The following is a 23957-nucleotide window of genomic DNA, read 5'->3' as shown; positions in this document are numbered from 1 at the left end:
GGAGTTTTCTCCTGGCTGCCACACCGAGGGGCGCGGCCTTGTACTGGAGTGTAGACAACCCCTGTTACACCTTCCTGTTCTCCAGATGGCTGCGTCGATACTGCTCCGGCGTACACCCGGCCTGTCGCTGGAACATCGCGATAAACGCCGAGCCGGTGCTGTAGCCCATGTCGAAGGCGATTTCCTGAATGCTTCGCGGGCTTTCCAGCGTTTCGATCGCCGCCAGAAAGCGCAGGCGCTGGCGCCACTCACCGAAACTCATACCCAGTTCCCGCATGAACTGCCGTGCCAGGGTGCGCTCGCTGACATGGATGCGTGCGGCCCATTCCGACAAAGGCCGGTTATCCCCAGGCTCGGCCTGCAACGCTTCCAGGATCCCCAGCAGTCCAGGGCTGCTGGCGTAGGGCAGATAGCACTCGTGCACCGGGGCCTGTTGTAGCTGGTCCACCAATACCTGGGCCAGACGCTGATCGGCAGCCAGTTCGGGAATTTTCACGTCCCGGGCAGCGAAGTCCTTGAGGATCGCCTTGAGAATGTCGCTGATGGCCAGGGTGCAGGCTCGCGACGGCAGATCGGCGCACACCTTGGGTGCCAGGCACACGGCGCGGTAGTTGACCGGCTGGTGGCTATAGAAGCTGTGCTCGATCTGCGGCGGTACCCACACCGCGTATTGCGGTGGCGACATGAAGCGGCTGCCCTCGACGTCCATGTGCAGCACGCCATGGGCTGCATATTCCAGCGTCCCCCAGGGATGTCGATGGGGTGCAGCGTATTCGTGGGCGTCGAAATCGGCGTAGCGGAAGTACACCGCCGACGGCAGTTCGCTGAAATCCAGCAGGTCGATGTGTTTACTGCTCATGCTGTCCGTCATCAGGGGCGGGTTGTCTGGTTCGAAGTATAGGCTTGCATCCAGACAAGGGGATAATTGCCCCTCATTAACGTTCTGGTTTTTCCCGATGCAATACGCTTATCCCCTGCTGGCCATTTTTATCTGGGCCGGCAACACCGTAATCACCAAAATGTCGGCCGGGGCGATCTTCCCCGCCGAGATCGGTTTCTACCGCTGGCTGCTGGCCGGGTTGCTGTTCACGCCTTTCATGCTTAAACCGGTGCTCGACCATTGGCCGTTGATCCGCCCGAACCTGGGCAAGATCCTTGTCCTCGGTGTTCTCGGCATGGCGGTCTATCAAAGCCTGGCGTACTTCGCCGCGAGCCTGACCTCGGCGACCAACATGGGCATCATCCTGTCGCTGATGCCGCTGATGTCACTCGCCATGGCAATCATCAGCCTCGGCCAGCGCCTGACCATGGGGGCCCTGGCCGGTGCGGCGCTGTCATTCACCGGTGTCCTGGTGGTGGTGTCATCCGGCAGCCTTGGCGCATTGCTGGAGCACGGGGTCAACCTGGGCGACGCGATGATGCTGATCGCCACCCTGGCCTACGCGATCTACAGCACCCTGTTGAAAAATGGCAGCTGAAACTGCCGCCGCTGGTGCTCCTGTATTTGCAGGTGCTGGTGGCGGTGGTGGTGCTGTTTCCGCTGTTCCTCGCCTCACCGAAAATCGGCCCGACCCTGCAGAATATTCCGCTGGTGTTGTACGCCTGTCTGCTGGCTTCGATGGTCGCGCCGCTGGCGTGGATGCAGGCCGTGGTGCGTTTGGGTCCGAGCCGGACCACGCAGTTTTTCAACTTGCTGCCGTTGATTACCGCATTGATCGCGGCGGTGGTGCTGCATGAACAACTGGCGATGTATCACCTGGTGGGCGGGGTGTTGACCTTGGGCGGGGTGATTGTTTCCGAACGCTGGACGACGGTGTTGGGTCGCAAGATCAGTATTGCCTGATCCGCCGCCTTCGCGAGCAAGCCCGCTCCCACATTTGGAATGCATTCCCCTGTGGGAGCGGGCTTGCTCGCGAAGAACGATAACGCGGTCTAGACGCCTGCCGCCGCCAGCCGCGCCGCATGCTCGACAAACAACCGGATCGGCTCGGCCCCCTTGCCCACCAGCCCCAGCGACTGGTTGACGATATCGAAGTGATCCAGCGGATATTCATCGCCAATCACCGTCCCCAGGTGCGAGCTGTAGCGTCCGACCATGCCGTCGCAATGTCCGGCTTCGCGGACGAAGGTTTTGGCGAATAACCGGCAACTGCGGTTGGTGCAGTCCAGCAGATTGCGCCCGCGATCGGTAATACCCGGTTGCAAGGTGCCGGACCAGGAGTAATAACGCACGCCGTTGACCTCTCCCGGCCCGTGACCGCCCCAGATGTCAGGCAGCCCTTGTGGATAATGCTGATTGAACCGCGCGACGCCAGCGGTGGTGAGGGAGTGGTGGGACGCATGGATATCCACCGGCAGCTTCGGCCCGCGGTAACCGGTATCCAGCCACCCCATCAGCGCGCCGATCATCCGCAGCAAAAAGCACAGCAGTCGGCCACGTACACTGTCATGGGGATAATGCTCATGCAGGTAATCGGCGAGTTCCGAACCGTGATTCGGCCCCGCCACCGAGGTCACCGAAGCGATCAGGTCCGGACGTTTGGCCGCCGCATAACGGGCAGTCAGCGAGCCCTGACTATGGCCGATCAGGTTGACCTTGCCAGCACCGGTTTCCCGCAGGATTTCTTCGATACGCGCCAGCAATTGCTCGCCGCGCACCTCGTTCGAATTAAGCGGCGAGACCTGCACCGCGAACACCACCGCACCGCCGCGGCGTAGCGCCTCGACGATCCCGTACCAGTACGGATAAAACACCAACCGGATGAACCCGAGCATTCCGGGTACCAACACCAGCGGGTAGCGCGGGGCAGAACCTTGCGACATGGGTGGACATCCTTGTGGTCGGGGGGGTGACGCGAGGCGGGGTGCAGGACATCCACCAAGCATCACCAGCGAAGATGACAACTCGACGACAAGTCTATGTCATCCACCCTACTTCAACCCCGCCACACCCGCCACGATCAGCCCGACCGAGACCAGTTTGATCACGGTCAGGCTTTCACCCAGCAGCGCGAAACCGAGAAACACCGTGCCCAGCGAACCGATGGCGGTCCAGATCGGGTAGGCAATGCTCACCGGCAATTCGCGCATGGCCAGGGTCAGGAAGTAGATCCCGCCCACAGCGGCCACCACGGTGATCAACGAAGGCCCGAGCCGGGTGAAGCCCTCGGCGTACTTCATGCCCATGGCGAAGGTGACTTCGAACCCGGCGGCGACCAGCAGAAACAGCCAGGCCATCTAGAACTCCCCGGCCAGCGCCAACAAGCGCCGCTCAGCCTCGGCGGCAGAGATTTCAAAGGTGCGCTCGGCGGACTCTTCGCCCTCGGCGGCCACCACGGTGACGTCCGTGATGCCGACGAATCCGAGCACCGTGCGCAGTAGCTTGTCGGCATGGTTCATGGATTCCAGCTCGCCTCCCGGGCCAAAGCCGAAGCCACCACGGCTGGTGATGATCAGGGCTTTTTTGCCCTGCACCAACGGTTGGTACTGGGCCACGCCATTGTCCTGGGTGTGATCGAAGGTCACCCCGACGCGCACGATCTGATCGATCCAGGCCTTGAGGCCGCTGGGCACACTGAAGTTGTGCATCGGCGTGGAAATCAGCAATACATCGTGGCCCAGCAGTTCGCCGACCAGCTCGTCGCTGAACGCCAGGTCGGCCTGCATCGACAGTGGCCGGGTGTCGGGCTCGGGGTAAAACGCAGCGGCCACGAATGCCTCGTTGACCGGCGGTATCAGCGCCCGACCGACTTCGCGCCGGGTCAACTGTGACTGTGGATGACGGGCCTGCCAGGCCGTCAGAAACACTTCGGCCAAACGGCGGGAGTGAGAGCGATCACCACGGGGACTGGCATGAACGGCAAGAATTTTACTCATCTGAATCTCCTCAGGGACTAAACTCAAACGGCTTGTGGCTTGCAGCTTGAGGCTCGTAGCTGCGCCTCTTCAAATGAGCAAAAATCAGTCAGGGTGAATCCATTTCATCCGTGGAGCTTTCAATGTTCGCCTCGTTGCCCTTGACCGCCCTGCGCGCCTTCGAATCCGCCTCACGCTTGTTGAGCTTCAAGGCCGCCGCCGAAGAACTGTCGGTCACCCCGACGGCGGTGTCCCATCAGATCCGCTCACTGGAGAGTTGGCTCGGCGTGCCGTTGTTCGAGCGCCTGCCACGCCAGGTGCGCCTGACCGAGTGCGGCGAACGGCTGTTCCAGAGCCTGCACGGGGCTTTCCTCGAAGTGGCGCAAAGTGTCGACACCCTGCGCCCGCAACGCAGCGGCGCCAACCTGACGGTCTCCACCACCGCGGCCTTCGCCGCGCTGTGGCTGGTGCCACGGCTGGGACGTTTCTACGCCCGGCACCCGAACATCAACGTGCGCCTCGATACCCACTGCGAGGTCATCGATCTGCATCAGGACGCCAGTGTCGATCTGGTGCTGCGCTACAGCCTCGACGATTACCCCAACCTGTACGGCCAGTGCCTGTTCGATGAGTCCTTCGGTGTCTACGGCTCCCCCGAACAAGTGGCCCTGGCGTTGAGTCGTGCCCCGACGCTGATCAGCGTGCGCTGGCACAATTCGAAGCTCTATGCCCACGGCTGGGAGGCCTGGTGCGCTCGCTCCGGCGAAACCTGGTTGAGCGGCCGGCCCGCGGTGCGCGAATACGACGAAGAGCATTACGCCCTGCAAGCGGCGATTGCCGGGCAAGGCCTGGTGTTGGCAAGCAATATCCTGGTGTCGGAAAGCGTGGCCAGTGGTCTGTTGTTGCCGTACCGAGGCGAAATCCAGGTCGACGGTGCTGGCTATAGCGCTCTGTGCGTGCCGGGACGCGAACGTCATCCACCGGTTCGGGCGTTTTTTGCGTGGCTGCGTGAAGAGGCATTGTTGTCCGGTCATGCAGTGCGCGGATCAGCGATCAGTTTTTGACGGTCTTGGGCGCCTTGCCCGCCTTCATCTGCTCCAGTAACGGCGCGCATTGATTCGGCTCGCCCCCACTCGGCGCCACCAGCGCCAGCAATCCCGCCGCCGGTGCGGCGATCACGCCCAGCGCCACCATCCCGGCTCCGCGAAGCATCAACGGCACGGCCTTGACCCCGGCATCGGGCTTGATGAACTTGCCACGCACATACAGCGGCGAACGCAATGAAAGCAGGCGCCAGCCCTTGGATTCCGGGGTGATGGTCAGGTCCAGTTGCTCGGTCGCCATGTTAGCCGTGCCGTCGATGTAGATGATGGCGTTCTCGGTGTCGAACACAAACAAGTGGGTACTCGCCAGGCCGGACTGGATACCGAAGTCGGCGGCCGCGCAGTTGATCTTCACTTCCTTGTCGCCAAAGATCTTGCCAACCACATAGTTGCCGACGTTCAGGCCCGCCAGTTCCATCAATTCGCGACTGATGGCGCCATCATTGATCAGCATTTTCAGATTGCCATTGGCGCTGCCCAGCAGTTTGGCCACCGAATTGCCGCGCCCGCTGATATCGGCATCGCCGTTGAGTTCGCCAAAACTGGTTTTCATCGGCTCAAAGCCGGGGAACAACTGCTTGAGCTTGAAGCCCCGCGCCGTAAGTCTGGCCTGGCCTTCCAGGGGATCGGTGTGGCCGTTCAGGCGAATCTGCGCATCCAGCTTGCCGCCGGCCACGCCGAAGCGTAGCGGTTCAAGGCTGAGCACGCCGTCGGTGAGCACCAGATGGGTATAGAGGTCGTTGAACGGCAGCTTTTCGCTGTGCACGATGCGCTTGCCGGTGAACTCGATATCGGCATCCATATCGCGCCAGCGATCGGTCTTGAACTCTTCTACCGGCAGCACCTTGTCCGCCGGTTGTTTGCTGTCACCGCCACGGGCCTTCTGTTTGGCGTTGGAGTCGGCACCAATAAGCGGCGCCAGATCGGCGAACAGCAATTGATTGGACAACAGCGAGCCGCTGAGTCTTGGCCGTGGCTGGCTGGCCACGTAAGTCAGGTTGCCGTGGATGTCGCTCTCGCCGATCTTGCCGTTGAATTCTTCATAGCGGAACACCGCGCCACCGGCCTCGTGCAACCTGGCAATCAGGTGGCCGTCGGTGGCATAGGGTGGCGTGTCCGGCAGGATTATGCCGGTCAGCGGGTAGAGGTTGCCCAGGCTGGTGCCGGCCAGTTTCAGGCGCAGGTCCAGGGCGCCGAGATTCATCGGATCGGTCAGGGTACCGGCCAGTTCAACGCTGGAATCGGCGATCTTCACCTGTGCCTGAAGCGGAAACGGTCGCGCCACGTCCTGCAGCGCCAACAACCCGCCAATCTGGCCCTGGCCCGCGAGTTTCTGGCCGTGGTACTGGCCGTTGGCCTTGAGGGCGAACGCATAATCCTGAGGGGACGAGCCCTTTTCCTGCGCGGCTTTCGCCGCTTTGTCGCCGACGATATCGCTGAATGGAACCGGTTTGCCCAATGGATCGATCAGCACGTCGAGTTGAGTCTTCAGGCTCTGGTCGTCGAGGATGACGTGGCCCTTGTCGAAGCCGATCGCACCGATATCCACCCCCCAGCTGGAAGGCTCGGCGTTCGGGTCTTTCGGGTCGAATTTAAAGGTCCAGTTGGCGCGCCCGTCAGCCAGGCGTTGCAGGTGGGCATACGGCTCGGTGAGATCGATACGCGGGATCACCACCCGCTGCGCCAGCAATGCCAGGGGTGAAATACGCAGCTCGACGCGCTTGAGGGTGACCATCTGCGGTTGCTTTGACCAGTCCGGATTGCCCAGGCTGAGGTCCTCGGCCACCACGTGGGGCCACGGCACCCAGGCGCGCCATCCGCTTTCATCGGGTTCGGGCCGCCAGACCACCGACAGATTGCCGTTGATGGCAAAAGCGCGGTGCAGTTCTTCGGAAACTTTGGTGTTGAGCGGCGGTTTGATCCGGTTCCAGTCGAAGAACACGATGATCAGCACCAGCACCGCCATCAAGGTAAGGAAAGTGGAAAGGGTCCAGACAAACGTCTTTTGGGTGCGCGTCATTGCACAGGGCTCCTGATACGACCGGGCGCCCCGACTGCGACGCACATGTGAAACGGTGAGCCGCAAGCGGCTCCCCATGAAGCTACGACTGATAAAAATCCGCCAGGTTTAATCGATAGACAGATTTCACCAAGTCAATCTGTGACCAGCCGGTCAATCAGCGTTACCGACTCCGCACTTCTGCATGTCACAGGTGAGTCGTAAATACCCACATTGGCGCAAAATAATTCGCCGGAGACGCTCGGCCTAGAGCCTCCGCAGCAAACAATCAATTCCGTTGATTATTACCATTGCGTTTATGAACTTTTATATCGACTTATCGAGAGTAGCATTGCTCTCGTACCCACTTTTTCGCCCCCCCAAGGAGCACAACAATCATGAAACGCCAACTCCTGCTTAGCCTTTCCCTCTCGATGCTGGCCAGCACCGCCTTTGCCCTGCCAGCCGCTGACCAGGCCACGCCACAAGTGAAACAGAACCACTCGGTGTTCAGCCAAACCGTCGCCGCTGATGGCTCCGAACGCACTCCACAAGGCCAGACTCTTGCCGAAGGCGGTAATGATCGCCTGAAAGAAAAAGGCCTGATCACTCAGGATGGCTCGGACCGTACTCCACAAGGCCAAACCCTGGCTGCCGATGGTTCCGATCGCACCCCACAAGGCCAGACCCTTGCCGCAGACGGTTCGGATCGTACGCCACAAGGCCAAACCCTCGCCGCTGACGGTTCGGATCGCACTCCACAAGGCCAAACCCTGGCTGCCGACGGTTCCGACCGTACGCCACAAGGCCAAACCCTGGCTGCTGATGGTTCCGACCGTACGCCACAAGGTCAAACCCTGGCTGCCGACGGTTCAGATCGCACTCCACAAGGTCAAACCCTCGCTGAAGGCGGTGGTGATCGTGTGATCGAACGCAACAGCGCCCAGGCCTAAGCCCCATGGCCGCCCTGAAAAGAAGCCCAATCCCCGGATTGGGCTTTTGACTTTTCAGCGGTCCGCTTGATAGATGCCGCACGTCCCCCGCTTGATCCCTCACAGTCGTTCGACGCCGGCAAAGCCGATTTGCTAGAGTGCGCCGCGTCCCTGTCCAGAAAACGCCCTTGCGATGCTGCCCCGCGCCGAACAGAAGCAACAGACCCGTAACGCCCTGATGGACGCTGCCCGGCGCTTGATGGACGGCGGCCGAGGATTCGGCAGCCTGAGCCTGCGCGAAGTCGCGAAAACCGCCGGCATCGTACCGACCGGTTTCTACCGCCATTTTGCCGATATGGATGAACTGGGCCTGGTGCTGGTCAGCGAAGTCGGCCAGACATTCCGCGAAACCATTCGCCTGGTACGACACAACGAATTCGTGATGGGCGGCATCATCGATGCCTCGGTGCGGATCTTTCTCGACGTGGTCAGCGCCAACCGTTCGCAGTTCCTGTTTCTCGCCCGCGAGCAATACGGCGGTTCGCTGCCGGTGCGCAAGGCCATCGGCCGTTTGCGTGAAGACATCAGTTCGGACCTGGCGGCAGATTTGTCACTGATGCCGAAACTGCAGCATCTGGACATCGCCGACCTGAGCGTCATGGCGGATCTGATCGTCAAAAGCGTGTTCGCCACCCTGCCGGACATCATCGATCCGCCAACCGAAGCCTTGCCCGAGCACCTGACGCCTCAGGCGAAAATCACCCAGCAACTGCGTTTTATCTTTATTGGCCTCAAGCATTGGCAAGGGCTGGGAAGTACTGAGTAACCCTGTGGGAGCGGGCTTGCTCGCGAAGAACGATAACGCGGTGTGCCTGAAAGACCGTGGCGCCCCATTCGCGAGCAAGCCCGCTCCCACAATGACGTGCATCGCCTCAACTTGGTGCGCACATCAAAAACAACGCACCAACTTCAACCAAAAAACTCACGTCTTCGATACCAGTCCCACGTCTCCTTCAGCCATTTCCTACGCCTCACCTCGATTGGCAAGCCCCTTGCTCTAGCCTGAGCATTGTTCATTGCTGGAAGCCTTCCGATGCTGGTGATTCATCGCAGAATCGACCCTCAACCCGTTTGGGCCGCCGAACTGCACCTGACGTTCGAAGCCCGCAGCAAAAGCCGTTTGCGCTGTTTCAGTGCCGAGGGCGAAGACGTCGGGTTGTTTTTGGAACGCGGCCAGCCGCCATTGCATGACGGCGAATGCCTGCAAGCCGAAGACGGGCGTATCGTGCGTGTCTGCGCCCGCCCCGAACAATTGCTGCACGTCACCTGCGCCAATGCCTTCGAACTGACCCGCGCGGCCTATCACCTGGGCAACCGCCATGTCGCCCTGCAGGTCGGCGACGGCTGGCTGCGCCTGCTCGACGATTACGTGCTCAAGGCCATGCTCGAACAACTCGGCGCCGTTGCCTCGAACATCGAAGCGCCATTCCAGCCGGAACACGGTGCCTATGGCGGTGGCCACCATCATTCGCGCCACGGTGACGAAGACTTCAACTACGCGCCGAAACTGCACCAGTTCGGCGTACGCCCATGAACCCGGCCTGGGCACTGCTGCGCCTGGCCAGTCCGCAATTGCCGATTGGCGGCTATAGCTATTCACAGGGGCTGGAAATGGCGGTGGATAACGGCCGCGTAAACGATTCCGACAGCGCCCGACGCTGGATCAGCGATCAGATGTTATTGAACCTGGCCCGCTTCGAAGCACCGTTGCTGCTCGCCCATTGCATGGCCGCCAGTGAGGACAACTGGGGCCAATTGCTGCAATGCTGCGAGGAACACCGCGCCAGTCGCGAAACCCGCGAGCTGCATCAGGAGAGCCGGCAGATGGGCTACTCGTTGCAGCAATTGCTCAACGGCTTGCCGGAGCTCGACACACCCGCCCGCACCTTCCTCGAACAACGCACCGAGCCACATCTGGCCCTGGGTTGGGCGTTGGCCGCACGCGCCTGGCAGATCAACCCGCAGGACGCCCTGGCCGCGTGGCTGTGGAGCTGGCTGGAAAACCAGTTGGCGGTGCTGATGAAGACCTTGCCATTGGGTCAGCAAGCCGCCCAACGCCTGACCAGCGAACTGTTACCGCTGCTTCAACAGGCTCAACAGAACGCCACTCGAATCGATCCCGATCATTACGGCAGCGCCGCTTTCGGCCTGTCCCTGGCGTGTATGGCCCATGAGCGCCAATACAGCCGCCTGTTCCGTTCCTAGGGCCCCTTATTTTGGAGAACCACATGAACACACAACCCCTGCGTGTCGGCATCGGCGGTCCGGTCGGCTCCGGCAAAACCGCCCTGACCCTGGCCCTGTGCCTGGCCCTGCGCGAGCGCTACAACCTGGCCGTCGTGACCAACGACATCTACACCCGCGAAGACGCCGACTTTCTGGTGCGCAACGAAGCCCTGGCGCCGGAACGCATCATTGGCGTGGAAACCGGTGGCTGCCCGCATACGGCCATCCGCGAAGACGCCTCGATCAACCTCGAAGCCGTGGATCAACTCAATCGCCGTTTTCCGGGGCTGGACCTGATTCTCGTGGAGTCCGGTGGCGACAACCTCTCCGCGACCTTCAGCCCGGAACTGTCCGACCTGACCATCTACGTGATTGACGTATCCGCCGGCGACAAGTTGCCGCGCAAGGGTGGGCCGGGGATCTGCAAATCCGACCTGCTGGTGATCAACAAGATCGACCTGGCGCCGTTGGTCGGTGCCTCGCTGGAGATGATGAACAGCGACACCCAGCGCATGCGCAACGGCAAGCCATTCGTGTTCAGCAATCAGAAAACCGGCCAGGGTCTGGAAGAGATCATCGCCTTCATCGAACGCCAGGGTTTGCTGACCGCGGCCTGAGTACGACTTATCAACAAGGAAGCTTACCCATGACACTGAAACGCATTCTGGCTGCCCTGGCCCTGCTGCTGACCCCGGCCCTCGCCTTCGCCCATCCGGGGCACGGCGGCAACGGCCTGATCGCCGGTATCGGCCATCCGCTTGGCGGTCTCGATCACCTGCTGGCGATGCTTGCGGTGGGGTTGTGGGCAGCGCAGCAGAAAGGCGCTGCGCGCTGGGCGCTGCCGTGCACTTTTGTCGGCACCCTGCTGATCGGCGGACTGTTGGGCTTTGCAGGATTGAACCTGCCGGCACTGGAGAGCGGGATTGCCGCGTCGGTGTTCGCGTTGGGCCTGGCCGTGGCATTGGCGGTGCGTCCACCACTGGGCATGGCGGTGGCTGCGACGGCGTTGTTTGCGCTGTTCCATGGCGTGGCCCATGGCCTGGAGCTGCCGGAGATGTCGAGTCCCTGGACCTACGCCACAGGCTTCGTCGCGGCGACGGCAGTGTTGCACGCGGCAGGTTATGCGCTGGTGCGGGTGTTGCCGCAGGCGGCGGCACCCTTGGTGCGACTGGCGGGTGCGGCTTCGGCGGCGACCGGGGTCTGGTTGTTGGCGGGTTGATTCCTCAGCGTCTGACCTGACATCTTCGCGGGCAAGCCCGCTCCCACAGGTTTTTGTGGTGTGATTACAATCGCATGTACATCGCGAGTCCCTGTGGGAGCGGGCTTGCTCCGGGCGGCGCTCCGACGAAGGCGGCCTGATAGACACAGCCTCTCTCAGGTCAGCCTCTCTGCTAACATGTCGCGCAATCGCCCCTGCCGTGACGACGCCAGCCAATGCCGCCTGTTTCCCGCTCCGCCTCTCAGCCTGAATTGACCGCCCTGTTCGCCTCGGTGCAACAGCACTTCCTGAACGTCATCGTGCCGCTCTGGCAAGGTCCGGGCTGGAATGCCGACATGGCGTTACCCTATGAGGCGCTGGATGCCGAACACCAGCCGCTGCCCCCGCAACGCTACCGGGCCATGGCCTGTGCGCGGCAGTTGTATCTGTTTGCCAGCCTGATCGGTCAGACGCCCGGCGCCGAAGAGCGCGCCGCCGCGTTGTTCCGCTCGTTGCAGCGCCACTTCCACGATGCCGAGCACGGTGGCTGGTTCTACAGCGTCGATGCACAAGGGGCGCCGCTGGACCCACGCAAAGACCTCTACACCCACGCCTTCATCCTGTTCGCCTGCGCCCATTACTGGGACAAGGTCCGCGAGCCATTGGTCGAGTCGGTACTCAACGCCTCGCTGGAAGTGATCGCGCAGTGTTTCGCCACGGACGACGGTCTGTACGAAGCCACGCTCGACCGCGACTGGGCACCGCTGGACAGCGGCCCGTTGCAAAACCCGCTGATGCACCTGGCCGAAGCATTCCTTGCCACCCTCTCGGTGCGTGAAGATCCCGACGTGCAACACGCACTCGTCGAGTTATGCACAGCCATGCACACGCGTTTCATTGATCCGCAACAGGGCGTGTTGATGGAAAAGCCGCTGGGGTCTGTGGATAACTGGTTTGAACCGGGGCATCAGTTCGAATGGTATTTCCTGCTGGAATCCTCGGCGCTGTTACGCCATTCGACGCTGCATGCCGATCTGGAGCGGGCCTTCACCTTTACCGAGCACGTAGGCGTCGATCAGCAGACTGGCGCTGTGCGGGCGATGCTCGACTTCAGAGCGGATGGCGGCGTCCGGGACGCCACGCAGCGTATCTGGGCCCAGGCCGAATACCTGCGCGCGTTGACGCTGCGACCGGACAGCGAAGCGGATGTACTGCGCCAGTTGCAGGCGTTGCAGCAGCGCTCGCTGCATGCCGGCGGCTGGTACGAATGCCGCGATGAACAGGGCGAGGTCAGCCGCCGTGACATGCCGTCGACCACGCCTTATCACCTGGCGACCTGTTATCGCGGGTTGGCAGAGTATCTCGGCTGACTGTGTGGTGAGGGGGCAAGCCTCCCTCGCCACACAGTCGCGTCCAATCACTCAATCCACTTGCGATCCCCGGTAAAGCTGATCGTCAGCCATCGAGCAGCGTCCGGCTCGCCAAGCTTTGTGGAAATTTCCTCGCGCAAGCTGTCCAGTTGCCCCACACCATCGAGCCAGTAATCCTTCGGCAATACGATGTGAATCTCGATGAAACAGGCCCTGCCGTGTTTCTGCACGTAGGAAATGTAGTCGTCGAAACCATGCTCGACCTTCGCCACCTCCATCACCTGACGCACCTTGTCGTCCAGTTGATCCGGGACGATCCCCAGCACATCGCGCAAGGCCGGCCCGAGGATTTTGAACGCCGGAGGAAGCATGCCCAGGGCCAGCAGAATCAGGATCATCGGGTCGACATACACCGCCCATTTATCGTACCCCTGAGTCTTGAGCAGCAGCGCGATAAGAAAACTCACCAACAGGCCCGCCGACAGCATCGCGTCCACCAGCCAACTGATGTTGTCGAACTGAATCAGCGATGAGTTGAGTGTGCGATTGCGATGGCGGACGTAGAAAAAATAAATCAGTTCAACGACGGTAAACACCGCCGCATAGAGGATTACCAGACCGAGTTCGACCTCGCGGCCTCCATTGATGATGCCGAACACACCGTTGAGAAACGCATAAACGGCCACCAGGAATATGAAACAACCTTCGATCACCAGCACCATGGGCTCCAGGTGCCAGGAACCGAATTGGAAGCGCTGATTGCTTTCCTTGGCGATCAGCCGGGCGGTGATCAGCATCAGGACCTTGATGAAGGCCGCGATCAACGAAAAGAAGCCATCGAACAGGATGGATTGGGCGCCTGAAACAAAACCGGTGATGATCCCGGCGAATGTCACGGCGAGCATCAGGAAGGTCGATTGTTTGAGCAGCGACTGCTCGCCTCGATTACTCACTTGATATCCTCAAAGGCCTCTAGACCGCCGGGTGCGGTGGCTTGCTTGAGGAAGGAGTCTAGCTGATGTCCTGTTTAGTCTGTTCCGGCCCCTTCGCGGGCAAGCCCGCTCCCACAGTGGATCGTGGTGAACACAAGTTGTGTGGACGACACAAAAACCTGTGGGAGCGGGCTTGCCCGCGATTGGCCGTTATTCGGTCTTAAGACTTGCGATCAATCGCAAACCCGGCCCAGGTCTGGCTCACCGGCATCAGCTCCAGGCTGTTGATGTTGATGTGCGCCGGGGCGTTGAGCACCCAGAAGATGGTTTCGGCGATGTCTTGCGGCTGAATCGCCTCGGCGCCGGCGTAAGTGGCGTTGTAGCGCTCCTGGTCACCGGCAAAACGCACCAGCGAGAACTCGCTTTCGCACAGGCCTGGCTCGATGTTGCTGACCCGTACGCCCGTGCCTTGCAGGTCGCAGCGCAGGTTCAGGGAGAATTGCTTTACGAACGCCTTGGTCGCGCCATACACGTGGCTGCCCGGGTACGGATAGTTGCCGGCGATGGAACCCAGGTTGACGATGCCGGCACCACGACCGTGGGCAATCAGGCGTGGCAACAGCAAACGGGTGCTGTACATCAGGCCTTTGACGTTGGTATCGACCATGGTGTCCCAATCGTCCAGGTCGCACTTGGGCGCCGGGTCAACCCCCAGGGCCAGCCCGGCGTTGTTGATCAACCCGCGCAGTTTGGCAAAGGATGGCGGCAGATTGGCAATCGCCTCCTCCATGGCCTTGCGATCACGCACATCGAGCACCAGGCCATGGACTTCGGTTTGCTTCGACAGCTCGGCGCACAGTGCATTGAGGCGCTCTTCACGACGACCCGTCAGCACCAGTTTCCAGCCGGCCTCGGCAAAACGACGGGCACAGGCTTCACCAAAACCGGAGGTCGCGCCGGTAATAAACAGGGTGTTGGACATCGTGTTCTCCTTGCTTCGGCTGATCGCCAGCCATTGGAATAGAAAATCAGCAGGCAGCATGCCCGGCCTTGTTCGCAGCGGCAACCACCACTCAAACTGTTCAAAAAACGCTCAACCCCGGCAAGCCCTTGACCAGCGTGGCCTGCAGCCATGTGCACGCACGTTATCCACAGGCCGGTCCACAGTCTTTGGGGGCAAGTGGAAAAGCTGCAAGCCGCTGTCCACAAGGCTTTGCGCGGGGTTTTAAAACTTTTTTGCTTGACCCTCAAGCGCCTGCTGTGTAGCCCTTGGCCATTTTCATGACTGACGAGTCAAACCGGCGATGGCGCCAAGCCAGTAACCACGGCCTTCAGCGGAGTCTTTCCAGAGTTTAATCACAGACTTATCCACAGGCTTGTCCACGCTGATTCCGCACACTTTCATCACGAACAAAAAGGTTGACAAAGCGGCCTTGAAGTTACGCAAAACCACCTGATCAAAAAACAACCACACATCTACAGACCACGGATTAAAAGGCCTCCAGCCAGATACTCCCATGTTATTCACAGCCGGCTCCACAGCAAACGGGGACAAGTCAAAACCGTGACAAAACAGGTATTTGCAGCGGCTTTATGTCGCGTTTCGGGAGCTTGGGAATATTGTTTTCCACAATTTCCTGCAGGCACACCAAAAACCCTGTGGGAGATGTAAAAAAGCCCCGGCGATTGCGCGCCGGGGCTTGTGTATAACCACTGAGACTCAGTGCCCGCCGAGATAGGCGTTACGCACATCCTCGTTGACCAGCAGCTCCTTGCCGGTGCCGGTCATGCGGATTTCACCGTTGACCATCACGTACGCCCGGTCCGACAGACGCAGGGCGTGGTTGGCGTTCTGCTCCACCAGGAAGATGGTCATGCCGGTCTTGGCCAGTTCCCGCAGGGTCGCGAAGATCTGTTTGACCACGATCGGCGCCAGGCCCAGGCTCGGCTCATCCAGCAGCAGCAACTTGGGCCGGCTCATCAGGGCCCGGGCGATGGCGAGCATCTGCTGCTCGCCGCCGGACATGGTCATCGCCCGCTGGGTACGCCGCTCTTCGAGCCGCGGGAACAGCTCGAACATGCGTTGCATGTCTTCCTTGGCGTACTTGTCACCGATAGGGATAGTGCCCATCAGCAGGTTCTCCTCGACTGTCATGTCGGGGAACACCCGCCGCCCTTCCGGCGACTGCGCGATGCCGTTGGAGGCGATGTAGTGGGACGACTTGTGGGTAATGTCCACGCCCTGATAAAGGATCTGCCCGTCAGCTGCCCGCGGCTGGCCGAAGATCGACATCAGCAGGGTCGACTTGCCGGCACCGTTGGAGCCGATCAGGCTGACGGTTTCTCCTTCCTTGATGTGCAGCGAGACTTTCTTCAGGGCCTGGATCGGCCCATAAAACACATCCAGTTCCTTGAGTTCGAGGATGGGTTGGCTCATAGCACCACTTCCTCTTCATCGGCGCCCAGGTAGGCCGCAATCACTTTCGGATCGTTACGAATCGCATCGGGTCCGCCCTCGGCGATGACGATGCCGTGGTCCAGCACCACGATGTGATCGGAAATGCTCATTACCATGCCCATGTCGTGTTCGATCAGCACCACGGTCAGATCGTGCTCGTCGCGCAGCAGTCGGATCATCGCGCTCAGCGCTTCGGTTTCCTGAGGGTTGAGGCCGGCGGCCGGCTCGTCGAGGCAGATGATCTGCGGACGGGTGCACATGGCGCGGGCGATTTCCAGGCGGCGTTGCTGACCGTAGGACAGTTCACCGGCCAGACGGTTGGCGCAGTCCACCAGGTCCACCACTTCCAGCCAGTAGAACGCGTGGTCCAGCGCATCGCTTTCGGCCTTGCGATAGCCCTTGGTGTTGAGGATGCCGGCCAGCATGTTGCGGTTGACCCACATGTGCTGGGCCACCAAGAGGTTTTCCAGCACCGACATTTCCTTGAACAGGCGAATGTTCTGGAAGGTCCGGGCCAGCCCGGCACGGTTCACCAGGTGAGTGCCGCCGAACGCCTTGTAGAACAGCCGGCTGGCGAAGGATTTCGGCGAGACGAAATCGGTCGGCTTGAACGATTCGCCCAGCAATTTGATGACGTTCGTCTGCTGACCACGCACATTGAGTTCGATTTTGCCGCCGGTGGCCTTGTAGAACCCGGTCAGGCAGTTGAACACCGTGGTTTTGCCGGCACCGTTGGGCCCGATCAGGGCGAAGATCGAATTGCGGTGGACCTTCAGGCTGACATCGTTCAACGCCTTGATGCCGCCGAAGTGCATCATCAGTTTTTCGACACTGAGTACGACTTCGCTCATGGCGCTACTCCTTTACGCGGGGTCACACCGGTACGGCTGATCCGAATCAGGCCGCGCGGTCGCCAGATCATCATCAACACCATCAGGATGCCGAACAGCAGCACGCGGTATTCGGCGAAGCCACGCAGCAGTTCCGGGGCGACGGTCAGCACGAAGGCTGCAATCACCACGCCGATGGTCGAACCCATGCCACCCAGTACCACGATGGCGAGGATCAGCGCCGACTCAAAGAAAGTGAACGAGGTCGGGTTGACGAAGCCCTGGTAAGTGGCGAAGAACACCCCGGCCAGCCCGGCAGTCGAAGCACCGATGGTGAACGCCGAGAGCTTGACCAGTACGTGGTTCAGGCCCATGGAGCGGCAGGCGATTTCGTCTTCCCGCAGGGCTTCCCAGGCGCGGCCGACCGGCATGCGGGTCAGGCGATGCTTGATGTGCAGCACGGCCAGGACCACCAAGAACAACACGGCGTAAATGAGGTAGTACTTCACGTCAGGGTTGTAGGCGATGCCGAAGAACTCATGGAACGGCACCCCGCCCTCTTTCGCCCTTTTTCCGAACTCGATGCCGAAGAAGGTTGGCAACGGCGCTGCCATGCCATTCGGACCGCCGGTCAGGGACAACCAGTTATTGAGGATCAAGCGAATGATTTCACCGAAGCCCAGGGTCACGATCGCCAGGTAGTCACCGTGCAGGCGCAACACCGGGAAACCGAGGATGCAACCGGCCAAGCCGGCCGTGATCGCCGCCAGCGGCAACACCGTCCAGAAACCCAGCCCCAGGTACTGATAACCGAGCGCCAGGCCGTAGGCGCCGATGGCATAGAACGCCACGTAACCCAGGTCGAGCAGACCGGCCAGGCCGACCACAATGTTCAGCCCCAGCCCCAGCAGTACGTAGATCAGCCCGAGGATGACCACGCCCAGCAGATAGGAGTTGGAGAAAAACGGGAACACCACGGCGATGACAATCATCAGCGGGATGATCCAGCGCAACCGGGATTTGTAATCAGGCGCCAGTACATGAACCCCGGAGCCAGTACTTTCAAAGCCTTCGAGAATTCTCAGGCCCTTTGGGGTTTGCAGGAACAGGCTCAAGGCAAAACGACCGACCATGACGATAGCGACAATCCAGGCCACCCGGGTCGCTTCCAGGTTGAAGCCATAGCCATCGAGGACGATGCCGACAATCGGACCGAACACAATCAGGGCCACGAGGCCGGCAAGAATCGCGTCAACCAGGCTTTTTTTGAGATCAATGGTTGTTTTAGTGGTTGAAGACATCGCTTACACCTTCGACACAAGAGGACGGCCGAGCAGGCCCTGGGGCCGAAAGACCAGAACGAGAACCAGCAGCGAGAAGCTGAAGACGTCTTTGTAGTCCGAGTTGACCAGACCGGAGAACAGCGACTCGGAGATGCCGAGGATGATCCCGCCGAGCATGGCACCAGGCAGCGAGCCAATCCCGCCGAGCACCGCGGCGGTGAACGCCTTGATGCCGATGACGAAGCCTGCGTAGAAGTCGAACGTGCCGTAGTTCATGGTGATCAGCACGCCGGCCAGGGCCGCCATTGCTGCACCAATGATGAACACGTAGGAAATGATGCGGTCGGTGTTGATCCCCAGGATCGAGGCCATCTTGCGGTCTTGCTGGGTCGCGCGGCACATGCGGCCGAGCTTGGTGTACTTGATGACATAGGTCAGCAAGCCCATCCCGACAAACGCGGCGACCAGAATGAAGATCTTGGTGTAAGTGAGCTGGACGAAGCCGGTCCCGACTTCTACTCGCCATGCACCCGTCAGCAGTGTCGGAACGCCTTGTTGGCGGGCACCCTGGGCGATCTGTGCATAGTTTTGCAGGATCAGCGAGATCCCGATGGCGCTGATCAGCGGTGCCAGTCGGGTGGAGTTACGCAGGGGTTTGTAGGCAACACGCTCGATGACCCAGCCATACACCGCCGTGACGACGATGGTGAAGATCAGTGTGCCGAGCATCAACAGGGGGAAGGATTCAATACCGAAGTACGCCAGCAGAGCCAGACTGATTGCCGCGAGGTAAGCGGAAATCATGTAAACCTCGCCGTGGGCGAAGTTGATCATGCCGATGATGCCATAGACCATTGTGTAGCCGATGGCGATCAGGCCATAGACCGACCCGAGGGTCAGGCCGTTGACCATTTGCTGCAGGAAAATACCATCCATAACGCAATCTCACGCAATGAGAACCTGCACAGGTGGCTGTGCGGTTCTTCTAAGGAAAATACAGATATACGTCGGAGCAATGTCAGCCACGATCAGGCAGGCCACCACCGGTTCCCGTGGGAGCGAGTCTGCTCGCGATAGCGGTTGAACATTCAAACGAGGGTGTCGCCTGTCTGTCCGTCATCGCGAGCAGGCTCGCTCCCACAGGGAGACCTGTGGGGCTCAGCCGATCAAGTCAGCCCTTACTTCTGTTTTTCCAGTTGGTGGTATTTGCCGTCCTTGTCCCACTGGTAAACCACGTAGTCGGAGACTTTCAGGTCGCCCTTGCTGTCCCAGGTCTTCTCGCCCATGACGGTCTTGACCGGGTTGGCTTTCAGCCATTTGGCAGCGTCTTCGCCCTTGTTGGACTTGGCGCCGTTGAAGGCTGCGGCCAGGGTCTGGACCGAAGCGTAGGCGTACAGGGTGTAGCCTTCAGGTTCGGTGCCGGCCTTGCGGAAAGCGTCTACCACGGTCTTGCTGTCTGGCAGCAGGCGTGGGTCGGCACCGAAAGTCATCAGTACGCCATCAACGTTCTGTGGGCCACCGGCGGTGGTCACCAGTTCGTCAGTCACGATACCGTCATCGGACATGAACTTGACGTCTTTGAGGCCCTGTTCACGCAGTTGCCGAACCAGTGGACCGGCTTCCGGGTGCAAGCCGCCGAAGTAGACCACGTCGGCACCGGCCGCACGGATCTTGGTGACGACGGCGCTGAAGTCTTTCTCGCCGCGGGTCAGACCTTCGTACAGCACCGGCTTCACGCCGCGCTTTTCCAGCTGAGCCTTGGTGGCGTCCGCCAGGCCCTGACCGTAGGTGTCCTTGTCGTGCAGTACGGCGACTTTCTTGCCCTTGAGCACGTCGACGACATAGTCGCCAGCCACGATACCTTGCTGGTCGTCACGCCCGCACATGCGGAACATGGCACTCAGGCCGCGCTCGGTCACCTTGGGGTTGGTGGAACCCGGGGTGATCGTGATGATGCCGGCTTCGTCGTAGATCTCGGAGGCAGGGATGGTCGACGAGGAGCAGAAGTGACCTACCACACCAGCGACTTTCTTTTCGGTCAGGTCCTTGGCGACCGTCACAGCCTGTTTCGGTTCGCAGGCGTCATCGCCTTTGACCAGTACGATTTTTTCCCCATTCACGCCGCCCGCTGCGTTCACCGCATCGGCTGCTGCCTGTGCACCCTTCATGTACTGCTCACCAAATGCCGCGTTGGCGCCTGTCATCGGGCCCGCCACACCGATTTTCACGTCAGCTTGTGCAAATGCAGAAACACCCAGCGCAGTTGCCACTGCGAGAGCCAGAAAGCCTTTCTTGTAAAACGTATGGGACATGAGGTGGTGCTCCATGGTTTTTTTTAATTGGCACTGCGACTTCACTGAATGCTCAGAGCAAGGGCCGTGCCATCGGTTTTTTATTCTGAAAAAAGTCGCTGCTTTCTTGTTATTTCGACTGTTTCGAGCCCATTTTCATTGGGCGTGCAACCGTCTAAACCGCGGAAGGTAAAACCATTATTTTTTTGAGGCGCAACCCGCCTGCGCCATCATTGCAACCGCGGCATCAAACGACGTGCAACCAGCCTGTAACAACGTGCGTCACCGAAGTGCACACTGCTGGTGCGGGGACTGCTACAACCCGCACCATTGACAGGCTAGCTGCAGATCGAAAAAGCGCCGCTTCCCGCTGCAAAAATCAACATTCAGATCACGATCCGCAGGCACTGGCCTGCGTGATACAGCGAGAATCCCGCCTCATACAGACAGCTGCGCAACCCCACCCCGGCCAGTGGCTGCATGGGGGCAAAGGGGATCGGTAGCGCTTGAGGATTTCCGTTACACAAGTAGTCGGCAAAGGCCTTGCCGACCACCGTCCCTGTGGTCACGCCCCGCCCGTTGTAACCGGTGACGGCCACCAGACCGGGCGCAGGCTCGAACAGGCGCATCAAATGATCGGGGGTGAAGGCGATGCGACCGGTCCAGGTGCACTCCCACTCCACCGGTTTGAGGTACGGGAAATAGTGTTGCTGTACCCGATCGGCCCAGGCCTTGAGAAACCAGGCCGGTTTCTGATTGCCATTACCGAGGCTACCCAGCAGCAGCCTTCCGTCTTTATCACGACGGATGCTGCTCAGGACCTGGCGGGTGTCCCAGGAACCCTGGCCGCCGGGAAGAATTTGCCGGGCGGCCTCTTCGGTCAGCGGGACCGAGGCCACCTGATAGTAATAACCGGGGAAGAAATTGCGCCGCAGCTCCGTCCAGTCGCCTTCGGTGTAGGCATTGGAGGCAATCACCACTTTCTCGGCCATGACCGAACCCTGGGCGGTTTGCACTGACCAGCGCTGGCCCTGGCGTTCGAGCCGGGTGACCGGGGAATGATCGAATAATTGACCGCCGAGGCCGATGGCTGCCTTGGCCAGCCCCGTGGTATAGGCCATCGGGTTGAGCGTGCCAGCACGGCGATCGAGCAGCGCCGCGGCGATCTTTTTGGTGCCCGTGGCTTGCTCGCAAGCCTGACCGGTCAACAATTCCACCGGCGCCCCCCGGCGTTTCCATTGCTCTTCACGACTGCGCAAGTCGGCCTCGCCACGGGCGTTGTGCGCCATGTGCAGCGTGCCTTCGCGGCGCAGCTGGCAATCGATGTTGTACTTGTCCACAAGGCTGAACACCAGGGATGGCGCCGCGCCCAGCATGCGGTTCAGTTGGCTGCCGACTTCCGTGCCGAACCCGGCTTCGATCTCGTCCGGGGGAATCCACATCCCGGCATTGACCAGCCCGACGTTGCGTCCCGAACCACCATGGCCGGCGCGATGGGCCTCCAGCACACAAACGGTCTTGCCTTGCTCCAGCAGATGCACCGCCGCCGACAAACCGGTAAAACCGGCGCCGATGACACAGACATCCACCGTGACCTCACCCTTGAGGGCCGAATTGTCCGGCCTTTGCGGCGTCAGTTTTTCCCACAGACACTCTTCGCGTAACGGCATTGCCAGACTCCAACAGAAACCTAACAAACACATACTTCAAATGTGGGAGCGAGCCTGCTCGCGAAAAACGTCAGGGCAACACGGTTATGCAGAAAACACGCGTTATCGTTGAAGTCCATCGCGAGCAAGCTCGCTCCTACAGGAAGGCACCTATCAGTCGAAGGTGATGCCCTGCGCCAACGGCAACTCCAGCGAATAGTTCACGGTGTTGGTCTGGCGGCGCATGTAGCCGCGCCATGCATCGGAGCCGGACTCACGACCACCACCCGTTTCTTTCTCACCGCCGAAAGCACCGCCGATTTCCGCGCCGCTTGGACCGATATTGACGTTGGCGATGCCGCAGTCGCTGCCCACCGCCGACATGAACTGCTCGGCCTCACGCACGTCGGTGGTGAAGATGCACGAGGACAGGCCTTGTGGCACCGCGTTGTTCAGGCGCAGGGCCTCCTGGAAATCGCTGTAACCGACCACGTACAGGATCGGGGCGAAGGTTTCGTGGCAGACCACGTCGCTCTGCTCCGGCATTTCGACGATGGCCGGCGACACGTAGTAGGCATTCGGGAATTGGTCTTGCAGTTGGCGCTCACCGCCAAACACCCGACCGCCTTCGCTCAAGGCCTGCTCCAGCGCGTCCTGCATGTTGTCGAAGCTTTGCTTGTCGATCAGCGGGCCGACCAGATTGCCTTCCAGCGGATGGCCGATGCGTACTTTCGAGTACGCGGCTTTCAGGCGGGTGACGATTTCTTCTTTCACCGACTCATGCGCGATCAGGCGACGCAGGGTGGTGCAGCGCTGACCGGCGGTGCCGACGGCGCTGAACAGGATCGCGCGAACGGCCATGTCCAGGTCGGCGCTCGGGCCGAGGATCATCGCGTTGTTACCGCCCAATTCGAGAATGCTGCGGGCAAAACGCGCGGCCACTTTCGGTGCCACTTCGCGGCCCATGCGGGTGCTGCCGGTGGCGCTGATCAGGGCCACGCGCGGGTCATCGACCAGCGCTTCGCCGGCATCGCGACCGCCGATGATGACCTGGCTCAGGTGGGCAGGTGCATCGCTGAAGTTCTTCAGCACGCGGTCGAACAGCGCCTGACAGGCCAGGGCGGTCAGCGGGGTTTTTTCCGACGGTTTCCAAATCACCGGGTTACCGCAGACCAGCGCCAACGTGGCGTTCCAGGCCCAGACCGCGACCGGGAAGTTGAAAGCGCTGATCACCCCGACGACGCCCAACGGATGCCAGGTTTCACGCATGTGATGGCCAGGACGCTCGGAAGCGATGGTCAAACCGTACAACTGGCGGGACAGGCCGACGGCGAAGTCGCAGATGTCGATCATTTCCTGAACTTCACCCAGGCCTTCCTGAGTGATCTTGCCGGCTTCCCAGGACACCAGCTCACCGAGATCGGCCTTGTATTCACGCAGGATGTCGCCCAGTTGACGCACCAATTCGCCACGGCGCGGTGCCGGGACCTTGCGCCACAGTTCGAACGCATGATCTGCGCGACTGATGTGCTGCTCGACTTCAGCCGCGCCTTCCCAGTTCACGGCGGCGATCCTGCTGCCATCGATCGGCGAATGCACCGGCACTTTGCCGTTCTGGTACAGGGCCGGGTTCACACCTAGACGATCAAGCAATGCGGCAACCATGGGTCACTCCTCAAGCAAAAGACAGAACATGTGCAGCCGGAAAATCGCGACTGATCAGACCTGTAGTTTTAGCTGCCCGGAGGTTACTCAACAAACGACCTTTAAG

The 23957-nt window shown here is 60.6% G+C and carries 23 protein-coding genes and 1 pseudogene; 9 read left to right on the top strand and 15 right to left on the bottom strand.

Features of this window, described 5'->3' with window-relative positions:
* Positions 1-64: 64 nt before the first annotated feature.
* Positions 65-859, bottom strand: coding sequence for a helix-turn-helix transcriptional regulator (locus tag RS887_RS12585; RefSeq protein ID WP_322615637.1), 795 nt, complete (start codon positions 857-859; stop codon positions 65-67).
* 97 nt (positions 860-956) lie between these two features.
* Between RS887_RS12585 and RS887_RS12580 the strand changes: the two are divergent.
* A pseudogene (locus RS887_RS12580) lies at positions 957-1843 on the top strand (DMT family transporter).
* 89 nt (positions 1844-1932) lie between these two features.
* Here RS887_RS12580 and RS887_RS12575 read toward each other — a convergent pair.
* From RS887_RS12575 to RS887_RS12565, 3 genes are all read right to left on the bottom strand, one after another.
* Positions 1933-2823: a triacylglycerol lipase gene (locus RS887_RS12575; protein ID WP_322615636.1), complete on the bottom strand. Its 891-nt coding sequence runs from the start codon at positions 2821-2823 to the stop codon at positions 1933-1935.
* A gap of 108 nt (positions 2824-2931) precedes the next feature.
* A complete protein-coding gene (locus tag RS887_RS12570) occupies positions 2932-3237 on the bottom strand; it encodes a multidrug efflux SMR transporter (protein WP_322615635.1) in 306 nt (101 codons plus the stop codon).
* Entirely contained in the window at positions 3238-3876 is a 639-nt protein-coding gene (locus RS887_RS12565; protein WP_322615634.1) for an FMN-dependent NADH-azoreductase, read from the bottom strand.
* Positions 3877-3986: 110 nt separating this feature from the next.
* Here RS887_RS12565 and RS887_RS12560 point away from each other — a divergent pair, with 110 nt between their 5' ends.
* The gene (locus RS887_RS12560) at positions 3987-4919 is read left to right on the top strand and encodes a LysR substrate-binding domain-containing protein (RefSeq protein WP_322615633.1); all 933 of its coding nucleotides are present in this window, start codon (positions 3987-3989) and stop codon (positions 4917-4919) included.
* Here the strand turns inward: RS887_RS12560 and RS887_RS12555 are convergent.
* Entirely contained in the window at positions 4909-6978 is a 2070-nt protein-coding gene (locus tag RS887_RS12555) for an AsmA family protein (protein ID WP_322615632.1), read from the bottom strand. The genes RS887_RS12560 and RS887_RS12555 overlap by 11 nt on opposite strands.
* A 377-nt stretch (positions 6979-7355) precedes the next feature.
* Between RS887_RS12555 and RS887_RS12550 the strand changes: the two genes are divergently transcribed.
* From RS887_RS12550 to RS887_RS12520, 7 genes are all read left to right on the top strand, one after another.
* Complete coding sequence (locus RS887_RS12550) at positions 7356-7910, top strand: hypothetical protein (protein WP_111284328.1); 555 nt, start codon at positions 7356-7358, stop codon at positions 7908-7910.
* A gap of 172 nt (positions 7911-8082) precedes the next feature.
* The gene (locus RS887_RS12545; RefSeq protein WP_008016847.1) at positions 8083-8715 is read left to right on the top strand and encodes a TetR family transcriptional regulator; all 633 of its coding nucleotides are present in this window, start codon (positions 8083-8085) and stop codon (positions 8713-8715) included.
* 267 nt (positions 8716-8982) lie between these two features.
* The gene (gene ureE, locus RS887_RS12540; protein WP_322615631.1) at positions 8983-9483 is read left to right on the top strand and encodes an urease accessory protein UreE; all 501 of its coding nucleotides are present in this window, start codon (positions 8983-8985) and stop codon (positions 9481-9483) included.
* Complete coding sequence (locus RS887_RS12535) at positions 9480-10154, top strand: urease accessory protein UreF (RefSeq protein WP_322615630.1); 675 nt, start codon at positions 9480-9482, stop codon at positions 10152-10154. The genes ureE and RS887_RS12535 overlap by 4 nt, the downstream gene beginning before the upstream one ends.
* Positions 10155-10177: 23 nt before the next feature.
* A complete protein-coding gene (gene ureG, locus RS887_RS12530) occupies positions 10178-10792 on the top strand; it encodes an urease accessory protein UreG (protein ID WP_008001031.1) in 615 nt (204 codons plus the stop codon).
* A gap of 29 nt (positions 10793-10821) precedes the next feature.
* On the top strand, positions 10822-11394 hold the full coding sequence (locus RS887_RS12525) for a HupE/UreJ family protein (protein WP_322615629.1): 573 nt from the start codon (positions 10822-10824) through the stop codon (positions 11392-11394).
* Positions 11395-11609: 215 nt separating this feature from the next.
* A complete protein-coding gene (locus RS887_RS12520; RefSeq protein WP_322615628.1) occupies positions 11610-12743 on the top strand; it encodes an AGE family epimerase/isomerase in 1134 nt (377 codons plus the stop codon).
* Positions 12744-12790: 47 nt separating this feature from the next.
* Here the strand turns inward: RS887_RS12520 and RS887_RS12515 are convergent, their stop codons facing one another.
* From RS887_RS12515 to RS887_RS12470, 10 genes are all read right to left on the bottom strand, one after another.
* On the bottom strand, positions 12791-13696 hold the full coding sequence (locus RS887_RS12515; RefSeq protein WP_322615627.1) for a cation diffusion facilitator family transporter: 906 nt from the start codon (positions 13694-13696) through the stop codon (positions 12791-12793).
* 199 nt (positions 13697-13895) lie between these two features.
* Positions 13896-14657, bottom strand: coding sequence for an SDR family oxidoreductase (locus RS887_RS12510; RefSeq protein WP_085717444.1), 762 nt, complete (start codon positions 14655-14657; stop codon positions 13896-13898).
* A 297-nt stretch (positions 14658-14954) separates the two neighbouring features.
* Positions 14955-15194: a hypothetical protein gene (locus RS887_RS12505; protein ID WP_322615920.1), complete on the bottom strand. Its 240-nt coding sequence runs from the start codon at positions 15192-15194 to the stop codon at positions 14955-14957.
* Positions 15195-15395: 201 nt separating this feature from the next.
* A complete protein-coding gene (locus RS887_RS12500) occupies positions 15396-16112 on the bottom strand; it encodes an ABC transporter ATP-binding protein (protein ID WP_008016858.1) in 717 nt (238 codons plus the stop codon).
* The gene (locus tag RS887_RS12495) at positions 16109-16984 is read right to left on the bottom strand and encodes an ATP-binding cassette domain-containing protein (protein WP_111284314.1); all 876 of its coding nucleotides are present in this window, start codon (positions 16982-16984) and stop codon (positions 16109-16111) included. The genes RS887_RS12500 and RS887_RS12495 overlap by 4 nt, the downstream gene beginning before the upstream one ends.
* On the bottom strand, positions 16981-18264 hold the full coding sequence (gene livM, locus RS887_RS12490) for a high-affinity branched-chain amino acid ABC transporter permease LivM (RefSeq protein ID WP_322615626.1): 1284 nt from the start codon (positions 18262-18264) through the stop codon (positions 16981-16983). The genes RS887_RS12495 and livM overlap by 4 nt, the downstream gene beginning before the upstream one ends.
* Positions 18265-18267: 3 nt before the next feature.
* The gene (locus RS887_RS12485; protein ID WP_111284310.1) at positions 18268-19182 is read right to left on the bottom strand and encodes an ABC transporter permease subunit; all 915 of its coding nucleotides are present in this window, start codon (positions 19180-19182) and stop codon (positions 18268-18270) included.
* Positions 19183-19424: 242 nt separating this feature from the next.
* Positions 19425-20558, bottom strand: a complete 1134-nt coding sequence (locus RS887_RS12480) for an ABC transporter substrate-binding protein (RefSeq protein WP_111284308.1) — start codon at positions 20556-20558, stop codon at positions 19425-19427.
* Positions 20559-20923: 365 nt separating this feature from the next.
* Positions 20924-22207, bottom strand: a complete 1284-nt coding sequence (locus RS887_RS12475; RefSeq protein ID WP_111284306.1) for an NAD(P)/FAD-dependent oxidoreductase — start codon at positions 22205-22207, stop codon at positions 20924-20926.
* 153 nt (positions 22208-22360) lie between these two features.
* Positions 22361-23851, bottom strand: a complete 1491-nt coding sequence (locus RS887_RS12470) for an aldehyde dehydrogenase family protein (RefSeq protein WP_322615625.1) — start codon at positions 23849-23851, stop codon at positions 22361-22363.
* Positions 23852-23957 lie beyond the last annotated feature (106 nt).

The organism is Pseudomonas sp. BIC9C (genome assembly GCF_034541995.1).
In the GTDB taxonomy this organism is placed as follows: Bacteria; Pseudomonadota; Gammaproteobacteria; order Pseudomonadales; family Pseudomonadaceae; genus Aquipseudomonas; species Aquipseudomonas fluorescens_CC.
This window is presented reverse-complemented; position numbering and strand designations above follow the sequence as displayed.